This is a genomic window from Streptomyces sp. NPDC003077, assembly GCF_040611095.1.
Lineage (GTDB): Bacteria > Actinomycetota > Actinomycetes > Streptomycetales > Streptomycetaceae > Streptomyces.
Genome location: NZ_JBEXNM010000017.1, coordinates 23,831 through 40,310, shown reverse-complemented (window position 1 = coordinate 40,310; position 16,480 = coordinate 23,831). Strand labels below are relative to the sequence as shown.

Sequence of the window (16,480 nt, the reverse complement as noted above, 5' to 3'; positions counted from 1 at the left end):
CCAAGGTCGACCCGGACCAACTGAAGGAGTGTCCAATCCGATGTCCGACGAGCAAAAGGCTGTCGAATACCTGAAGTGGGTGACCTCCGAACTGAAGCAGACCAGGCAACGCCTGGTCGACGTCGAGGCCGCACAGCACGAACCCATCGCGATCGTCGGCATGGCCTGCCGGTTCCCCGGTGACGTCACGTCGCCGGAGGACCTGTGGCGGCTGCTGGCGGAGGACGGGGACGCCGTCACCGAGTTCCCCACCGACCGCGGCTGGGACATAGCGGGCCGCTACGACCCCGAACCCGGAAAACCCGGCAAGACCTACACCAAGCACGGTGGGTTCATCCGTGACGCGGCGGAGTTCGACCCGGAGTTCTTCCGGATCTCCCCACGCGAGGCGACCGCCATGGACCCGCAGCAGCGCCTCCTCCTGGAGACCGCCTGGGAGGCGCTGGAACGGGCCGGGATCACCCCGGACACACTGCGCGGGGAGCCGGTCGGCGTCTTCACCGGGATCGCCGCCCAGACCTACAACCTGACCATGGACCAGGAGGAGTACGCGGGCTACCTGGCCACCGGAGTCCTCGGCAGCGTCGCCTCCGGCCGGATCTCCTACACCTTCGGTTTCGAGGGCCCGGCGGTCACCTTGGACACGGCGTGCTCGTCCTCGCTGGTCGCCATGCACATGGCCGCGCAGGCGCTGCGCACGGGCGAGTGCGACATGGCCCTGGCGGGTGGCGCCACCGTGGCCGCCTCCATGGACGGTTGGCTCGAATTCAGCCGCCAGGGGAACCTCGCCCCCGACGGCCGCTGCAAGGCGTTCGCCGCCTCCGCCGACGGCACCGGATGGTCGGAGGGCGTGGGCCTGCTGTTGCTGGAGCGGTTGTCGGACGCGCGGCGTGCGGGGCGTCGGGTGCTGGCGGTGATTCGTGGCAGTGCGGTGAATCAGGACGGCGCGTCGAACGGCCTGACGGCGCCGAACGGGCCCGCGCAGGAGCGGGTCATCAGGGCGGCCCTCGCCGATGCCGGTCTGACTCCGGACGAGGTCGATGTGGTGGAGGCGCACGGCACCGGCACCGTGCTCGGCGACCCGATCGAGGCGCAGGCGGTGCTTGCGACGTATGGGCAAGGGCGCTCGGAAGATCGTCCTGTGTTGCTGGGATCGCTGAAGTCCAACATCGGTCATGCGCAGGCCGCTGCGGGTGTGGGCGGCGTGATCAAGGTGGTGGAGGCGATACGGCACGGGGTGGTGCCGGCGTCGCTGCATGTGGACGAGCCGAGCCCGCACGTCGAATGGGACAGCGGTGCGGTGGAGTTGGTGCGGGAGCGTCGTCCGTGGCCGGAGACGCGGGTGCGGCGGGCGGGGGTGTCGTCGTTCGGGATCAGCGGAACCAATGCGCATCTGATTGTTGAGGAGGCGCCGGAGGAGGCGCCGACGGAAAGGTCTGAGCGCGGTTCTGTGGTGGTGCCGTGGGTGTTGTCGGGGCGTTCGGACGGGGTGGTACGGGAGCAGGCTGTTCGGCTGGCGGAGTGGGTGCGGCGGGAGCCCGAGGCCGATGCGAGTGACGTGGGCTGGTCCTTGGCCACCGGGCGTGGCCGGTTTGAGCGGCGTGCGGTGGTGGTCGGTCAGGATCGAGACGAGCTGCTGGCCGCTTTGGAGGAAATAGCCCTGGGCCGGACACCCGTGATGGGTGTGTCTGGGGGTGGGCTGGGGTTCGTTTTTGCTGGTCAGGGTGGTCAGCGGGTGGGGATGGGCCGGGAGTTGTATGGGGCCTATCCGGTGTTTGCCGCGGCGGTGGATGAGGTGCTGGACGCGGTGGATGCGGAGTTGGCCGGTCATGTGGATCGTCCGTTGCGGGATGTGCTCTTCCCTGACCCCGACGCGAGCAGTGATGCCGGTTTGTTGGATCAGACGGTGTATGCGCAGGCGGCGTTGTTCGCCATCGAGGTGGGTCTGTTCCGCCTGTTCGAGTCCTGGGGCGTTCGGCCGGCGTGGCTGGTCGGGCATTCCGTCGGCGAGATCGCTGCGGCGTTTGTGGCCGGGGTGTTCTCGCTGAAGGATGCCGCCCGGCTGGTGGCGGCGCGGGGTCGTTTGATGCAGGCCCTGCCGGAAGGCGGCGTGATGGCTGCCGTGGAAGCCTCCCCTGACGAGTTGGCCGAGGTGCTGGAGGGCACGGTTGGCGCGGTGGGCCTGGCTGCCATCAACGGGGCTACCTCCGTGGTGGTTTCCGGCGAACGGTCGGCGGTGGAGCAGGTCGTGGCGGCCTGTGAGCAGCGTGGTCGGCGGGTGAAGTGGCTGCGCGTCAGTCACGCTTTCCATTCTCCGCTTATGGAGCCGATGTTGGCGGAGTTCGCTGCGGTGGTGGACGGGCTCTCGTTCGCCGAGCCGGTGCTGCCGATGGTCTCGACCGTGACCGGGCAGCCGGTGGAAGCGGGACTAATCACAGACCCGGCCTACTGGGTGCGGCACGTGCGTGAGACCGTCCGCTTCCACGACGCCGTGGCACACCTGGCCGACCTGGGCTTGGGCGGTTTCCTGGAGCTGGGCCCCGGCGGGGTCCTGGTCGGCCCCGTCCAGGAGACCGTGGAGCAGCACGGCAACGGGGGACAGGTAGTGGTCCCCGCCCTGCGCCCCGGGCAGAGCGAGCCCCACTCGGTGATGGCCGCATTAGGCGCCCTCCACGCCGCCGACGTAACCCCCACGGTCGACTGGAAGGCGATCTACGGAGACCACGCCACCTTCGTGGACCTCCCCACCTACCCCTTCCAACGCCGGCGCTACTGGCTCCCCGCCTCCCCCCGCAACGGTGACCCGGCCAACCTCGCCCTCGCCTCGTCCGAACACGCGCTTCTGGGTGCGGCCGTCTATCCGGCCGGTACCGACACCGCGCTCTTCACCGGGCGGATCTCGACGGCCACTCAGCCGTGGCTGGCCGGACGTGTGCCCGACGCGGCCTTCGTCGACCTGGCGCTGTACGCCAGTGACCAGCTCGACTGTGACGTGCTGCGGGACCTGAGCGTCGAGGTCCCGATGTTCGTCCCGGATGGGGGAGCCGTGCACGTTCAGGTGGCCGTCGCGGCACCTGACGAGGACGGCGTGCGGGCGCTCACCCTGCACTCCCGGCCGGATACCCCGGACAGCGCGTGGACCCTGCACGCCACGGGCGCGATCCACCGCGGCGCGCCGGACGTGGCAGAGTCCGACGGGGAATGGCCCGGCCCCGAGGCGGAGCCGACCGACCCCGGTCCGCTGCCGGACGGGGTGACGGCGCTGTGGCGGCTCGGCGAGGAGATCCTCGCCGAGGTGGAGATGCCGGACGGACTCAAGGAGACCGCCCGGGAGTTCGGCATACACCCGGTCCTGCTGGACGGTGCGCTCCGGGCCCTCGTCGCCAAGGACGACGACGGCCGAAGCGTTACCCACCACTGGACCGGTGTCCGACTGCACGCCGTCGGCGCGACCAGGCTCCGGGTGCGCCTGACGCCGCTCGGGGACGGCACGATCGCCCTCCACGCCGACGACCCCACGGGCCGGCCGGTGTTCACGGCGGAGTCCGTGGCGCTCCGGCCCGGCGCGTCCGAGCCCGCCGCACCGCACTCCGCGGAGGAGAAGGACGCGCTGTTCCACATCACCTGGTCGCCTGCCGTGCTGCCCCCCGCGCCTGCCGCGGACGAACCTGACGGCAACCCGGTCGTCCATCGAGCACGCCTGGCCGAGGCGGAAGCGGGCGACCCGGGGGCCGCCGCCCACTCCATGACCCGGGACGCGCTCGCCTTCGTACAGGAGTGGCTGTCCGACGAGCGGCGGACGCAGACTCGCCTGATCGTGCTCACCGAGGGCGCGGTGGCGGTCGAAGAGGGCGCTCCCGTCGACGTGGCGCACGCGACGATGTGGGGCCTGCTGCGGTCGGCCCAGGCCGAGCACCCCGGCCGCATCGTCCTCCTCGACACGGAACCGGGCACCGAACCGGACCGTAGCGCCGTCCTGGCGGCGGCCGGACTCGGGGAGCCGCAGGTTGCCCTGAGGGGCGGACGGGCCTTCGTACCGCGGATGACGCGGCTTCCCGTTCCCGGTGAGCCGGTGCCGTGGGGTAGCGAGGGGACGGTGTTGATCACGGGTGGTACGGGTGCGCTTGGTGCGGTGGCGGCCCGGCATCTGGTGTTTCGGCATGGGGTGCGGCATCTGCTGCTGACGAGTCGGCGTGGTGCCGAGTCCGCGGGTGCGGCGGAGCTGGTGGCGGAACTGACGGACGCGGGCGCGCAGGTGACGGTGGCGGCGTGTGACGCGGCCGACCGGGAGGCGCTGGCCGGGGTGCTGGCAGGTATTCCGGTGGAGCATCCGTTGAGCGCGGTGGTGCACACCGCCGGTGTCCTGGACGACGGTCTGATCACGTCCCTGAGCCAGGAGCGGCTGGAATCCGTGCTTCGTCCGAAGGTGGACGGGGCCTGGAACCTGCACGAGCTGACCAAGGACCTGAATCTGTCGGCGTTCGTGCTGTACTCGTCCGTCGCGGGTGTTCTGGGCACTCCGGGGCAGTCGAACTACGCGGCGGCCAACTCCTTCCTGGACGCCCTTGCCCAGCATCGGCGGGCTCAGGGGCTGCCCGCCGTCTCCATCGCCTGGGGACTGTGGGCCGGCGCGAGCAGCATGACCGAGCACCTCTCCGAGGTGCACCTCAGCCGGATGGCCCGCGAGGGCATGCGCCTCCTGCCCACCGACCTCGGCATGGCACTGCTCGACACGGTGGCGGGTGCCGCCCACCCGGCGGTGATCGCACTGCCGGTGGACCTGGCCGCCGCGCGCACCCATCCTCGTCAGCCTGTGGTGCTGCGCGCCCTGACGCGGGTGCGGCACCGGCCGGTGGCGGCAGCCGCCGAAGAGCGCGCCGGTGCCGGGCTGGGCCTGGACGGTCTGGCCGGACTGGACGAGCGGGAGCAGCGGCGTCTGCTGGTCGAGCTCGTCGTCGAGCAGGCGACGGCGGCGCTGGGACGCGGGCCCGACGCGCCGGTCCTCGCGGACCAGGTCTTCCAGGACGTCGGGTTCGACTCGCTGACCGCCGTCGAACTGCGCAACCGGCTGACGAAAGCCGTCGGCCTGCCGCTGCCCGCCGGTCTCGTCTTCGACCACCCCACGCCCGAGAAGTTGGCGGGGCGTCTCCTGGCCGATCTGGTCGGTGATCCGGGCGGTAGTGGGGACGCCGTCGACTTCGCCGCCGAGGTGCGGCTCGCGCCGGACATCGTCGCGGCGGCGAGCGTCGAACGGGTTGCCGAGCCCCGGCACGTCCTCCTGACCGGCGCCACCGGCTTCCTCGGCTCCTTCCTGCTGAGGGACCTGCTGCGGACGACGTCGGCCCGGATCCACTGCCTGGTCCGCGGCGTGGACGAGGCCGACGCGCGCGCCCGCCTGGAGGCCGCGGCGCGGTGGTACCGGACCGGGGACGATCTCGACTTCGACCGGATCGACCTCGTCGTCGGTGATCTCGCGGAGCCGGCCCTCGGACTGGCCGGGGACCGCTTCGACGCGCTGGCCCGGCTGGTGGACGTCGTCTACCACGCGGGCGCCAGTGTCAACTGGCTCTATCCGTACGAGGCGCTGCGTCCCGCCAACATCGCGGGCACCGAGGAGGTCCTGCGGCTCGCGGCCCGGCACCGGACCGTGCCCGTGCACTACATCTCGTCCACCGGCGTCTACGCCCACGAGGCCGTCGAAGGCCGCCGGGTCCCCGTCGACGACCCGATCGGCCCGCCGGAGCTGCTGTCCAACGGGTACCGGCAGGCGAAGTGGGTGGCCGAGGGCATCATCGGCATCGCCCGGTCGCGGGGCATCCCGGTGTCGGTGTACCGGGTGGACGTGGTCTCCGGCGATCAGGTCAACGGGGCCTGCCAGACGCAGGACTTCGTGTGGCTGAGCATCCGAGGGATGCTGACGGCGGGCGCGGTGCCCGCGGGCATGTCCGGGTACTTCCACCCCACCCCGGTCGACTACGTGAGCGCGGCGATCCTGCGGCTCTCGTCCCTGCTCACGGGCGTGGGGGACACCTACAACCTGTCCAACCCGCACCGCCTGCGCTTCTCCGAAGTCGTCGACGAGCTGCGCGCCCTCGGGCACGGCCTCGTGGAGTTGGAGAGGGCCGAGTGGAGCCGGGCGGTGCGCAGCGATCCGGAGAACTCGCTGCTGCCGCTGCTCGACGTCTTCGAGGCCGCGATCACCGGAATCGGCGGCTATCCCGACATCGACACGGACAGGACGGAGGCGGCGTTGGCGGGCAGCGGCATCGGCTGCCCGCGGGTGACGGGCGAACTGCTGGCCCGGTACCTGAGGTTCTTCACCGACCAGGGGTACTTTCCGGCCCCTAATCCGGGTCCGTCCCCGTCCTCAGCCCCGTCCCCGGCCGCACGCCACACGGCGTCCGTGACGGTGTGACGATCCGGCGGACGTAGGACCGAGAGGACCCCGGCGACCAGGCAGGCCGCCGGGGTCCTCGCTGTTTTTCTCCGCTGCGGCACCCCCGTTCCGGGCCGCTGGGAGCGCCCCGGACACCGCCCCCGCAAGGGAGCTGCTTTCGGTCAGGTGTTCAGTTCCCTGGTGCGTCGCGCGGCGGCACGGTGTTGGGTGGGCGTGATGCCGCGGCAGCGCTTGAAGGCGACGCTGAGCGCGAAGGTGTCGGAGTACCCGACCCTGCGGGCGATGGAGCTCACCGTGGCGTCGGTGTCGCGGAGCAGGTCCGCGGCCAGGGAGACGCGCCAGGTGGTCAGGTAGGTCATGGGGGGTTCGCCGACGTGGCGGGTGAAGCGGCGGGCCAGGCCGGACCGGGAGGCGCCCACCTTGGCGGCGAGGGTTGCCACGGTCCACGGGTGGGCGGGGTGGTCGTGCATCAGCCGCAGCGCGTTCGCGACGACGGAGTCCTCCGTGCCGCGGTACCAGACGGGGGCGTGACTGTGGGGACGGTCGAACCAGGCACGCAGGGTGGAGACGAGCAGCAGGTCCAGCAAGCGGTCCAGGACGGCTTGCTGGCCCGGCTTGTCGCGCCGCAGCTCCTCCGCGACCAGGGTGAGGAGCGCGCGGTCGCTGTCCTGCTCCGGCACGACGAGGACGTCCGGGAGGGCGTCCAGGAGGTGGTCGCTGATCCCGGCCCGGCCCTCGTAGGCACCGCTGATCAAAAGGGCCGCGCCCGCTTCGCCGACACCGCAGGTCCGCGGGTCGAGGGCCGGGCCGCCCCCCGCGACGGCACGGGTGGTGAGCGCGCAGTAGTCCGCGCTGGTGATGACCTGCTGGGGCGCCGAGGCCGCGTCCTCGGCGACGGTGTAGGGAGCGGGGCCGCGCAGGACGGCGACGTCACCGGAGCCGACCTCGATCGGTCCGCTGCCGGCGGGTGTGATCCAGACCGCGCCGCCGAGCGGGACGACGAGGGTCAACTGGGCGCCGCTCGCGAAGCGCAGGGACCACCGAGGGCTCATGACCGTCCGGGTGAACACCGCTCCGCGCGCCCGTACCCCGTCCAGCAGATTCGCTAACGTGTCCACTCGTCCAATGTAGACGCTCGAACATCGACCTGGGCGTCTCAGCCATGGGTTCGCTTTCCGGGGAAGGATTTAGTGGGCTCATGACTGAGCACCCGATTCTGATCACCGGCGGCACGGGGAAGGTCGGCGGACGCGCCGTCTCCCAGCTCCGCGCGAAGGACGTCCCCGTGCGCGTGGGGTCGCGTTCCAGCGACCCCCGTTTCGACTGGACGGACCGCGACACCTGGGACGCCGCCCTCCAGGGCGTCAAGAAGGTCTTCATCGTGCCGCACGACGGCGAACTGCTGACGAGGCCGTTCGTCCAGCGCGCCAAGGAGCTCGGGGTCGAGCGCGTCGTCCTGCTGTCCGGCCGCGGCGCCGACATCCCCGGCTACGCGGGCGAGGACAGCATCGCGGGCAAGACGCACATCGACGGCGAGGACGCCGTGCGCAACTGCGGGCTGGAATGGACGATCGTGCGGCCGGCGTGGTTCGCGCAGAACTTCAGCGAGGGCTTCTTCCGTGACGCGGTGATCGCGGGCGAGCTGCGCCTGCCCGCCGGCGACGGCGCGGCGAGCTTCGTGGACGCCGAGGACATCGCCGCGGTCGCGGTCGCGGCCCTCACCGAGGACACGCACGTGGGCAAGACCTACGAGCTGTCCGGTCCGAGCGCCCTGACCATCGGCGAGGCGGCGGCCCTCATCTCCGAGGCCACCGGCCGCACGGTGCGTTACGTGTCCCTGACGCCCGAGGACTTCATCGCCGAACTGATCGCCGAGGGCTGGCCCAAGGCCGACGCGGAGGACTACGCCGACTCGGTCGGCCCCATCCGGCGGGACATGGACAGCCACCTGTCCGACGGCGTGCAGGCCGCGCTGGGCCGTCCGCCCCGCTCCTTCGCCCAGTTCGTGGCGGACGCCGCGGCGGCCGGCGCGTGGCGCGACTGACCTGACCGGGAGCCGGTGACCGCCACCGGCCGACCGTACGAGAACGCCCCCGCGATCCTGATACGCGGGGGCGAGACCACCTGAACATCCGCGGCGCCGGTTTCCGGCCCGCCGGGACGGCCCGCCACAGAGCGGGCCGACGCACCACCACACGAGTCAACGGGGGAGCTGCACTGTGTGGCATACCGACGCGGCCGTTCCGCGCGTCGTCTCGGGTCCGCCACCACCGCGCAGCCATGAACGCGTCCAGATCCTGTCTTGCACTGAGTCGGCACCACCTTTCCGATCGCCTGCCTCGCCCACGCGCGCCGGGTCCGCCGGTTGCCGCGTCGGACCGCCGTACCCGAACCGGCGGAGCGAGCGAGCCGCGAGCTCAGGGACCGCGCAAGCAGCCGTCGATCTCTCACGCTGCCCCCAGTCCCATGTACGCGATCACAGGAAACAGAGGACGACCCAGTGAGTGAAGACAACCAGCCAGGTATGCGCGGCACCGGTGGCCTCTCCCGTCGGCGGCTGTTCAAGCTGGGCGGGATCGCCGCCGCTGCCGCCGCGGTCGGGACCGTCACCGGCCCCCTCGGCACCGTCGCCGCCCGCGCCGACGAGTCGGGCACCAGGTACGACGCCATCGTCGTGGGCCTCGGGTTCGCCGGCGCGATCGCCGCGCGGGAACTGCGCGCCAAGGGGCTCAGCCCGCTGGTCCTGGAGGCCCGCGACCGGGTCGGCGGCCGGACCTGGACCGACACCTTCGCCCAGCAGCCCGTCGAGATGGGCGGGCAGTTCGTCGACGAATCCCAGCCGCTGATCACCGCCGAGCTCCGGCGGTACGGCATCCCCACCGCGACCGGTCTCGTCCCGGCCAAGGCGATCATGCCGACCCCGGACGGCCCCGCCCCCTTCTCCATCGCCGAACTGCAGTCCCGGCAGGGGGCGCTCCTGGAACGCCTCTTCGAGGGATCGAAGTCGTTCTTCCCGGAACCCAACAACCCCCTCCTGCAGAGCGCCCTCGTGCGGGACCTCGACAGCCTCTCGCTGCGCGACCGGCTGAACCAGCTCAACCTGAGCGCCGCCGACGAGAGCTGGATCAACGGCATCACCGCCGGGCAGTCCGGCGGATCGAGCACCTACGGCGCGTACACTGCGCTGGCCCAGTGGTGGTCGCTGGCGGGCTGGAACTCCGGCGCCTGGTACCGCGCCCAGAGCAAGCGGGTCTCCACCGGCATGAGCAGCGTCGTCGCGGCGATCCTCGCCGACGCCCGGGCCGACGTCCGCCTGAACACGCCCGTCGCGTCGATCACCGACAAGGGCGACGTGGTCCAGGTGACCACGGCGGCGGGGCAGAAGTTCACCGCGCGCACCGTCGTCGTGGCGGTGCCCGTGAACGTCTGGAAGACCATCACGTTCAACCCCGGCCTGCCCGCGGTACACGCCACCGCCACCCGGCAGGGCGTGGGCGTGGCGAACAGCCGCAAACTGTGGCTGCACGTCAGCGGCATGACCGAGGCGAAGGTCGTCAACGGCGCGGAGGGCGACCCCTTCATGACCGTGCTGTCGCACAGCGAGACCTCCCGGGGCCAGCTCCTGATGGCGCTCAACAGCAAGCCCGCCATCGACGTGGCGAACCGGGCGGCGATCGAGGCGGCGCTCAAGACCGTGCTGCCGGAGGCCAAGCTCATCGAATACCGGGCGCAGGACTGGGGCGCGGCGCCCTACTCGCTCGGCGGCTGGGCGCTGCGCCGTCCGGGGCAGATGTCCGCGCAGCTGCCGGCGATCCAGCAGCCGCACGGCAGGGTGGCGTTCGCCACCAGCGACATCGCCAGCGGCTGGGTGGGCTTCGTGGAAGGCGCCGTCGAGGCGGGCTTCCGCGCGGCGGGCCAGGCCGCCTCGATCGCGGGGAGCAAAAGAGCGGCCTGAGCCCGGGAGGCCGAAGAGCGCGGCGGAGGACGCCGGCCGGGCAGGCCCCCGGCCCGGCTCCGGCGCCCTCCGTCCCGTGTGGCCGCCCTGTAGGCGCCGGACGACCGCCGAGGGCGCGGCCCGGGTCCGCGCAGACCCACACGACCACTTCACGCGTTCGCGTCACGAAGGAGACCTCTCATGCCGGATTCCCCGACGCCGCCCGCCTGGCCCATGCCGCGCACCTGCCCGTACTCCCCGCCGGACCAGTACGCCGAGCTCCGCCAGGGCCCGCCCGTCAAGGTGCGCGTCGGCGGGGGCGAGGCCTGGCTCGTGACCCGGCACGACCACGTCCGCGCGGTGCTGACCGACGACCGGTTCAGCTCCGACGACCAACTGCCGGGCTTCCCCCTGCGGGTGCGGGTGCCGCCCGAGCCGCGGGCCATGTCGCTCTTCCGGATGGACGGTCCCGAGCACAGCAGGCTCCGCAGGATGGCGCAGACGGAGTTCACCGCACGGCGCACCCGCGCGCTGCGGCCCGCCGTCGACGCGCTGGTCGCGCGGCTCCTGGACGGCATCGCGGCCGGGCCGCGCCCGGTGGACATCGTCCAGGAGTACGCGCTCGCCCTGCCCGCCCTCCTGATCGCCCGGCTCTTCGGGGTGCCGGACGAGGACCAGGGCGAGTTCACCGCGCGCAGCCAGGTCATCCTCACCCCCGACGGTGACCCGCAGGAGGTGTACGCCGCGTTCACCGCCATGACCGCGTACCTGGACCGCCTCGCCACCGAGCGCGAACGCGACCCGCGCGACGACCTGCTGAGCCGCCTGGCCACCCAGTACGTCGCGACCGGCGAACTCACCCACGAGGACCTGGTCGCCATGGTCCGCCTGTTCCTCGTCGCGGGCCACGAGACGACCGCGAACCAGATCGCCCTGAGCGTGCTGTCCCTGCTGCGCGCCCCGGACCAGCTCGCCGAGCTGAAGGAGCGGCCCGAGCTGTACCCGCGGGCCGTCGAGGAATCGCTGCGCTACTGGTCGATCGCGCAGGACAACCAGGTCCGGGTGGCCGTCGGCGACGTCGAACTCGATGGTGCCGCCATCGCCAAGGGGGACGGCGTCATCCTCGCGCTGCCCGGCGCCAACCACGACGAGCGGGTGTTCACGGACCCGGGCCGGTTCGACATCCACCGGAACGCGGGCCGGCACGTCGCCTTCGGATACGGGGCGCACCTGTGTCCCGGCGCACCGCTGGCCCGCATGGAGATCGCCGTCGCGCTCCGGGAACTGTTCGCCCGCTTCCCGTCACTCCGGCTCGCGGACGACGGCGCCGACGTGCCGTTCCGGAACCAGCACACCGTCGTGTACGGCCTGGACGCGCTGTACGTCACCTGGTGACGGAGCGCTCTCCGGCTCCGGGGTGCGGCCTGCCGCTTCGTCGGCGGGCCGCCCCTCACCGAAGATCGGGATTAGCCCGGACAGAGCGCGGCCTTAGACCACCCCCCAATACTCGTACGCAGCAGCAGCTTCGGCTGGACGACGACGAGGGAGGGACGGATGGGCGGGCGTGCATCCGAGTCCGGACTGCCCATCGAGCCGGTGTACGGGCCGGAGGCGCTCGGGCAGTGGGACCCGGCGGAAAAGCTGGGGGCGCCCGGCGCGTATCCCTTCACCCGGGGTGTGTACCCCACGATGTATACGGGCCGGCCGTGGACGATGCGGCAGTACGCGGGGTTCGGCACCGCGGCGGAGTCCAATGCCCGCTATCAGCAGCTGATCGCCAACGGGACGATGGGCCTGTCGGTGGCCTTCGACCTGCCGACCCAGATGGGGCACGACTCGGACGCGCCGATCGCCTCGGGGGAGGTGGGCAAGGTGGGGGTGGCGATCGACTCCATCGAGGACATGCGGGTGCTGTTCGACGGCATCCCGCTGGACAAGGTCTCGACCTCGATGACCATCAACGCGCCCGGGGCGCTGCTGCTGCTCCTGTACCAGCTGGTGGGCGAGGAGCAGGGCGTGCCGGCCGACCGGCTGACCGGCACCATCCAAAACGACGTGCTCAAGGAGTACATCGCGCGCGGCACCTACATCTTCCCGCCCAAGCCGTCGCTGCGGCTGATCGCCGACATCTTCCAGTACTGCCGGGCGGAGATCCCCCGGTGGAACACCATCTCCATCTCCGGCTACCACATGGCCGAGGCCGGCGCCTCGCCCGCCCAGGAGATCGCCTTCACCCTGGCCAACGGGATCGAGTACGTGCGTACCGCGGTGGCCGCCGGGATGGAGGTGGACGACTTCGCGCCCCGGCTGTCCTTCTTCTTCGTGGCCCGCACCACCCTCTTGGAGGAGGTCGCCAAGTTCCGCGCGGCCCGCCGGATCTGGGCGCGGGTGATGCGCGAGGAGTTCGGCGCCAGGAATCCCAAGTCGCTGATGCTGCGCTTTCACACCCAGACCGCCGGGGTCCAGCTCACCGCCCAGCAGCCGGAGGTGAATTTGGTGCGGGTGGCGATACAGGGGCTGGGGGCGGTGCTGGGCGGCACCCAGTCGCTGCACACCAACTCCTTCGACGAGGCCATCGCGCTGCCCACCGACAAGTCCGCCCGGCTGGCCCTGCGCACCCAGCAGGTGCTGGCGTATGAGACGGACGTGACCGCCACGGTGGACCCCTTCGCCGGGTCCTACGTGATCGAGTCGATGACCGATCAGGTCGAGGCGGCGGCGCTGGACTTGATGCGCCGGGTGGAGGACCTGGGGGGCGCGGTGGCGGCCATCGAGCAGGGCTTCCAGAAGAACGAGATCGAACGCAACGCCTACCGCATCGCCCAGGAGACCGACGCGGGCGAGCGGGTGGTGGTCGGCGTCAACCGCTTCCAGCTCGATGAGGAGGAGCCCTACGAGCCGCTGCGGGTGGACCCGGCCATCGAGGCCCAGCAGGCCGCCCGCCTGGCCACGCTGCGCGCCGCCCGCGACCAAGCCGCGGTGGACGCGGCGCTGACCGATTTGAAGAAGGCCGCGGCCGGCACGGACAACGTGCTGTATCCGATGCGGGAGGCGCTGCGGGCCAGGGCGACGGTGGGGGAGGTCTGCAATGCGTTGCGGGAGGTGTGGGGGACCTACGTGCCCACGGACGCGTTCTGATCGTTCCGATCGTTCGGGGCGGTGGACCGGGTCCGCCTCTTCCCGCCCGTCCGGCGTGTGGACGCTTCGGTGAGCGGGGGGGCGGGCTCGGGGGTGGGGGCGGGTGATGTTTGGTGCCGGTGAACGCCGGGGGCGTTGTCCTCAATCGCCGGACGGGCTTGTATTTGCCGGGCCGCCGTCGCCACGGGGCCGGGCGGGCTTGATTGTGCCGGTCCGCCGTCGCCAGGGAGCCAGACGGGCTGGATTTTGCCGGGCGGCCGTCGGCAGGGAGTCGGGCGGGTTTGGTTTTGCCGGTCCGCTGTCGCCAGGGAGTCGGGCGGGTTTGGTTTTGCCGGGCCGCCGTCGCCACGGGGCCGGGCGGGTTTGGTTTTGCCGGTCCGCCGTTGCCAGGGAGTCGGGCGGGTTTGGTTTTGCCGGGTCGCTGTCGTCAGGGAGTTGGGCGGGTTTGGTTTTGCCGGGTCGCTGTCGTCAGGGAGTCGGGCGGGTTGGTTTTGCCGGGCCGCCGTCGCCGCGGAGCCGGGCGGGCTGGGTAGGACGCCGGACGGGCTGGAATCGAGGTGGGAACAGTCGAGGCCGCCGGACCACCCACGTTCCGAACCGGTGATTGAGCTCTTGCTGAAAGTCCTGGTAGTCGAATGCTGAAAGTTCTGTCAGCCGAAGAGTCAAGGCGAGACGAAGGGAAGGTCTCCATGCGTATGCGACCCAACGCGATTCTGCAGGGCGGTACCGCGGTTCCTGACGACGAGAGGATCCGCTATGTCGAGGACACGCAGGACACTTTCAAGCTCTTCCTCAAGAACCGCTATGAGCACTACAAGCCGACCGGAGACATGAGAAAGCACCACGACGGCAGCGAACTCCTCGTATTCGAGTGGATGTACCGCACGTACGTGGCCGAGTGATGGGCCGCACCGCACCCGTGCGGCCGGATGACGGGTCGCGCCGTGCGGACCGTGCGCGGCCCGGAGCGGTATCGCCCCGGGCCGCGCACGGTCGTGCCGTCCGGATGTCGAGGGCTGGAGGGCGGCGCCGGACGCGGGGCCGGAGGAGCGCGACCGGACACCGCGTGACCGTTCCCGGCCCGGTCGGTTCCTCCCGCCCTCACCCCCGCGGCTTGTGCAGCAGCAGCTCCGTGTTGTGGTCCGCGGGCGTCCCGATCCGCGTCGCCGGGGTCGAGTGGGGGTCGTTGAAGGACAGCTCGCGGTAGAGCGCGGCGAGCCCGGCCTCCGAGGTGTCGCCGAAGTCGGTCTCGTAACGGGCGGCGGACTCGACGAGCGTGGTGAACAGGGAGAGCGTGCCGTCCCCGTTGTCGGCGATCTCGATGATCCGGGCGTGCTGCGGGTAGTCGACGTGCGAGGCGGTGTTGATCTCCCAGAAGGACCGCTCGGGGACGGCGTGGCCGTGGGCGGTGATCCGGTTCTCGTGGCTGTGGCCGTTCACCCACGCGACGACGTTGGGGTACCGCTGCAACAGCTTCACCAGCGCCTTGCCGTCGTGCCGCGCCTCGAAGGGGCGGTACGGGTCGGGGAGCAGGTTGTCCATGGACGTGCTGGTGTGGTGGCTGAAGAGGACGACGAGCTGGGCCGAGCCGCCACCGCGCACCGCTCGGCCGTCCGTCTCGTACCAGTGGTCGCTGTGGGACCGCAGGACGTCCTCCAGCCACTTGAGCTGCTCCGTACCGATGGACCCCTCGGCGAACCCGGCGCGGTTGGTGGTGTCCAGGCTGACGCCCACCACGCCTTCGGCGAGCTGGAAGGTGTAGTACAGCTTGCCGGTGGCGGCGTTCTCCTCCGTGTAGCCGTGCCCGACCGGGCCGGACCCGGTGTGGACCGGGGAGAGGTGGGCGCGGGCGAACTCCTTCGGGGTGAAGGGCTCGCGGCGTTCGTCGGGGGTGACCCGGCGCACCGCGCCGCCGTCGCCCAGCAGCTTGGCGAACTGCGCGACGGCCCGCGCCGGATCGGTGCGCAGGAGGCCGGCCAGCTTGTCCGCGGTCGCGTCGTCGCAGCCCTCGATCTTGCGGTCACCGGTGTAGAGGGAGCGGAGCAGGCCCAGGTCGGGCAGGGTGCCCTCGATGCTGTCGTCGTGGTTGCCGACCGTGGTGTACCAGGGGAAACGCAGCCCGGGCGAGGTGACCTTCCGGCCGGCGCCGGTCAGGAAGCCGGGTATGCGGGGGAAGCCGCGCGCCTTGTACGCGTCCCGGAGGGCGGCCTCCGGGTTCCAGTACAGGGTGGAGCCGGAGTTCTGCACGCCTTCGTAGCGGTTGGGGTCACCGCTGCTCGGCGTGATCGTGCCACCGCTCATCACCGTGAGGTACCAGTCGAGTTCGAGGTGCTCGTGGTTGTCGGTGTTGTCGCCGGTGGTCATGACGAGGGAGAACGGCGTCCCCGTGAACGGGCCCCGGGAAAGGGAGTTCACCCGCTCGATGAGCGAGGTGGTGCCGAGGACGGACAGCGTCTCCTGGGGCCGGTGCGCGCCGCTGCCCATCAGGCGGCTCAGGTACTCGAACCGGACCGGGGACTCGGTGTCCACCAGATGCAGATCGGTGAGCTGGACGAACGAGGCCAGCCCCGTGCGCCGGTCGTCGCGCGTCGCACTCGCCGGGGCCAGCTCGCCCCGCACCACCAGCGGCCAGCCGGGGCCGCCGCGCAGCCGCTTGTACGTCCCGCTGCCGGTCGGGGTGGCGACCTGCTCCAGCGTCGTGCCGGCAGTGCGCACCGCCCGGGCCGCGGTGCGGGCCAGCGCGCGGTCCAGGGACGCGGCGGAGGCGAACCGCCCGTCGGCCAGCGCGAGCCCCAGGGCCGCGCCCGATGCGCCGGTGACGAACGTGCGTCTGCTGAATGCGGGCATACCGCTCTCTCCAGAAGGTCGGTCGGACAGGACACGAGCAGGGCCGGCGACCGCGCGTACCGGTCGCACCGGTGGCCCGGAGGCGTTACCGCCGGGTAGTGGGCCAACGGTCAGGATGACCGGCAACTCTGGTGGTCCTGTGAACGAGCGGAGAAGGTGCGGTG

General features: G+C 71.5%; 8 protein-coding genes. 6 read left to right on the top strand and 2 right to left on the bottom strand.

The features are described from left to right. Positions 1 to 40 precede the first annotated feature (40 nt). Entirely contained in the window at positions 41 to 6,415 is a 6,375-nt protein-coding gene (locus ABZX96_RS14515) for a thioester reductase domain-containing protein (protein WP_355543333.1), read from the top strand. Positions 6,416 to 6,558: 143 nt separating this feature from the next. Here the strand turns inward: ABZX96_RS14515 and ABZX96_RS14510 are convergent, their stop codons facing one another. Then, positions 6,559 to 7,515, bottom strand: coding sequence for an AraC family transcriptional regulator (locus tag ABZX96_RS14510; RefSeq protein WP_355543330.1), 957 nt, complete (start codon positions 7,513 to 7,515; stop codon positions 6,559 to 6,561). A gap of 80 nt (positions 7,516 to 7,595) precedes the next feature. Between ABZX96_RS14510 and ABZX96_RS14505 the strand changes: the two genes are divergently transcribed. From ABZX96_RS14505 to ABZX96_RS14485, 5 genes are all read left to right on the top strand, one after another. After that, positions 7,596 to 8,441: an NAD(P)H-binding protein gene (locus ABZX96_RS14505; protein ID WP_355543327.1), complete on the top strand. Its 846-nt coding sequence runs from the start codon at positions 7,596 to 7,598 to the stop codon at positions 8,439 to 8,441. 456 nt (positions 8,442 to 8,897) lie between these two features. After that, complete coding sequence (locus ABZX96_RS14500; protein ID WP_355543324.1) at positions 8,898 to 10,352, top strand: NAD(P)/FAD-dependent oxidoreductase; 1,455 nt, start codon at positions 8,898 to 8,900, stop codon at positions 10,350 to 10,352. A 180-nt stretch (positions 10,353 to 10,532) separates the two neighbouring features. Then, positions 10,533 to 11,726 (top strand): cytochrome P450, encoded by a 1,194-nt coding sequence (locus tag ABZX96_RS14495; RefSeq protein WP_355543321.1) that lies wholly within the window; start codon positions 10,533 to 10,535, stop codon positions 11,724 to 11,726. A 159-nt stretch (positions 11,727 to 11,885) separates the two neighbouring features. After that, positions 11,886 to 13,469: a methylmalonyl-CoA mutase family protein gene (locus tag ABZX96_RS14490; RefSeq protein WP_355543318.1), complete on the top strand. Its 1,584-nt coding sequence runs from the start codon at positions 11,886 to 11,888 to the stop codon at positions 13,467 to 13,469. Positions 13,470 to 14,158: 689 nt separating this feature from the next. Beyond that, the gene (locus ABZX96_RS14485; RefSeq protein WP_355543315.1) at positions 14,159 to 14,371 is read left to right on the top strand and encodes a DUF5988 family protein; all 213 of its coding nucleotides are present in this window, start codon (positions 14,159 to 14,161) and stop codon (positions 14,369 to 14,371) included. Positions 14,372 to 14,570: 199 nt separating this feature from the next. Here the strand turns inward: ABZX96_RS14485 and ABZX96_RS14480 are convergent, their stop codons facing one another. Continuing rightward, positions 14,571 to 16,316, bottom strand: a complete 1,746-nt coding sequence (locus ABZX96_RS14480; RefSeq protein ID WP_355543312.1) for a TIGR03767 family metallophosphoesterase — start codon at positions 16,314 to 16,316, stop codon at positions 14,571 to 14,573. Between the last annotated feature and the right edge of the window lie 164 nt (positions 16,317 to 16,480).

What these genes read in the sequence shown, in the direction of transcription:
- ABZX96_RS14515 (WP_355543333.1), top strand. Translation starts at nt 41, where the DNA reads ATGTCCGACGAGCAAAAGGCTGTCGAATACCTGAAGTGGGTGACCTCC.
- ABZX96_RS14505 (WP_355543327.1), top strand. Translation starts at nt 7,596, where the DNA reads ATGACTGAGCACCCGATTCTGATCACCGGCGGCACGGGGAAGGTCGGC.
- ABZX96_RS14495 (WP_355543321.1), top strand. Translation starts at nt 10,533, where the DNA reads ATGCCGGATTCCCCGACGCCGCCCGCCTGGCCCATGCCGCGCACCTGC.
- ABZX96_RS14490 (WP_355543318.1), top strand. Translation starts at nt 11,886, where the DNA reads ATGGGCGGGCGTGCATCCGAGTCCGGACTGCCCATCGAGCCGGTGTAC.
- ABZX96_RS14485 (WP_355543315.1), top strand. Translation starts at nt 14,159, where the DNA reads ATGCGTATGCGACCCAACGCGATTCTGCAGGGCGGTACCGCGGTTCCT.
- ABZX96_RS14480 (WP_355543312.1), bottom strand. Translation starts at nt 16,316, where the DNA reads ATGCCCGCATTCAGCAGACGCACGTTCGTCACCGGCGCATCGGGCGCG.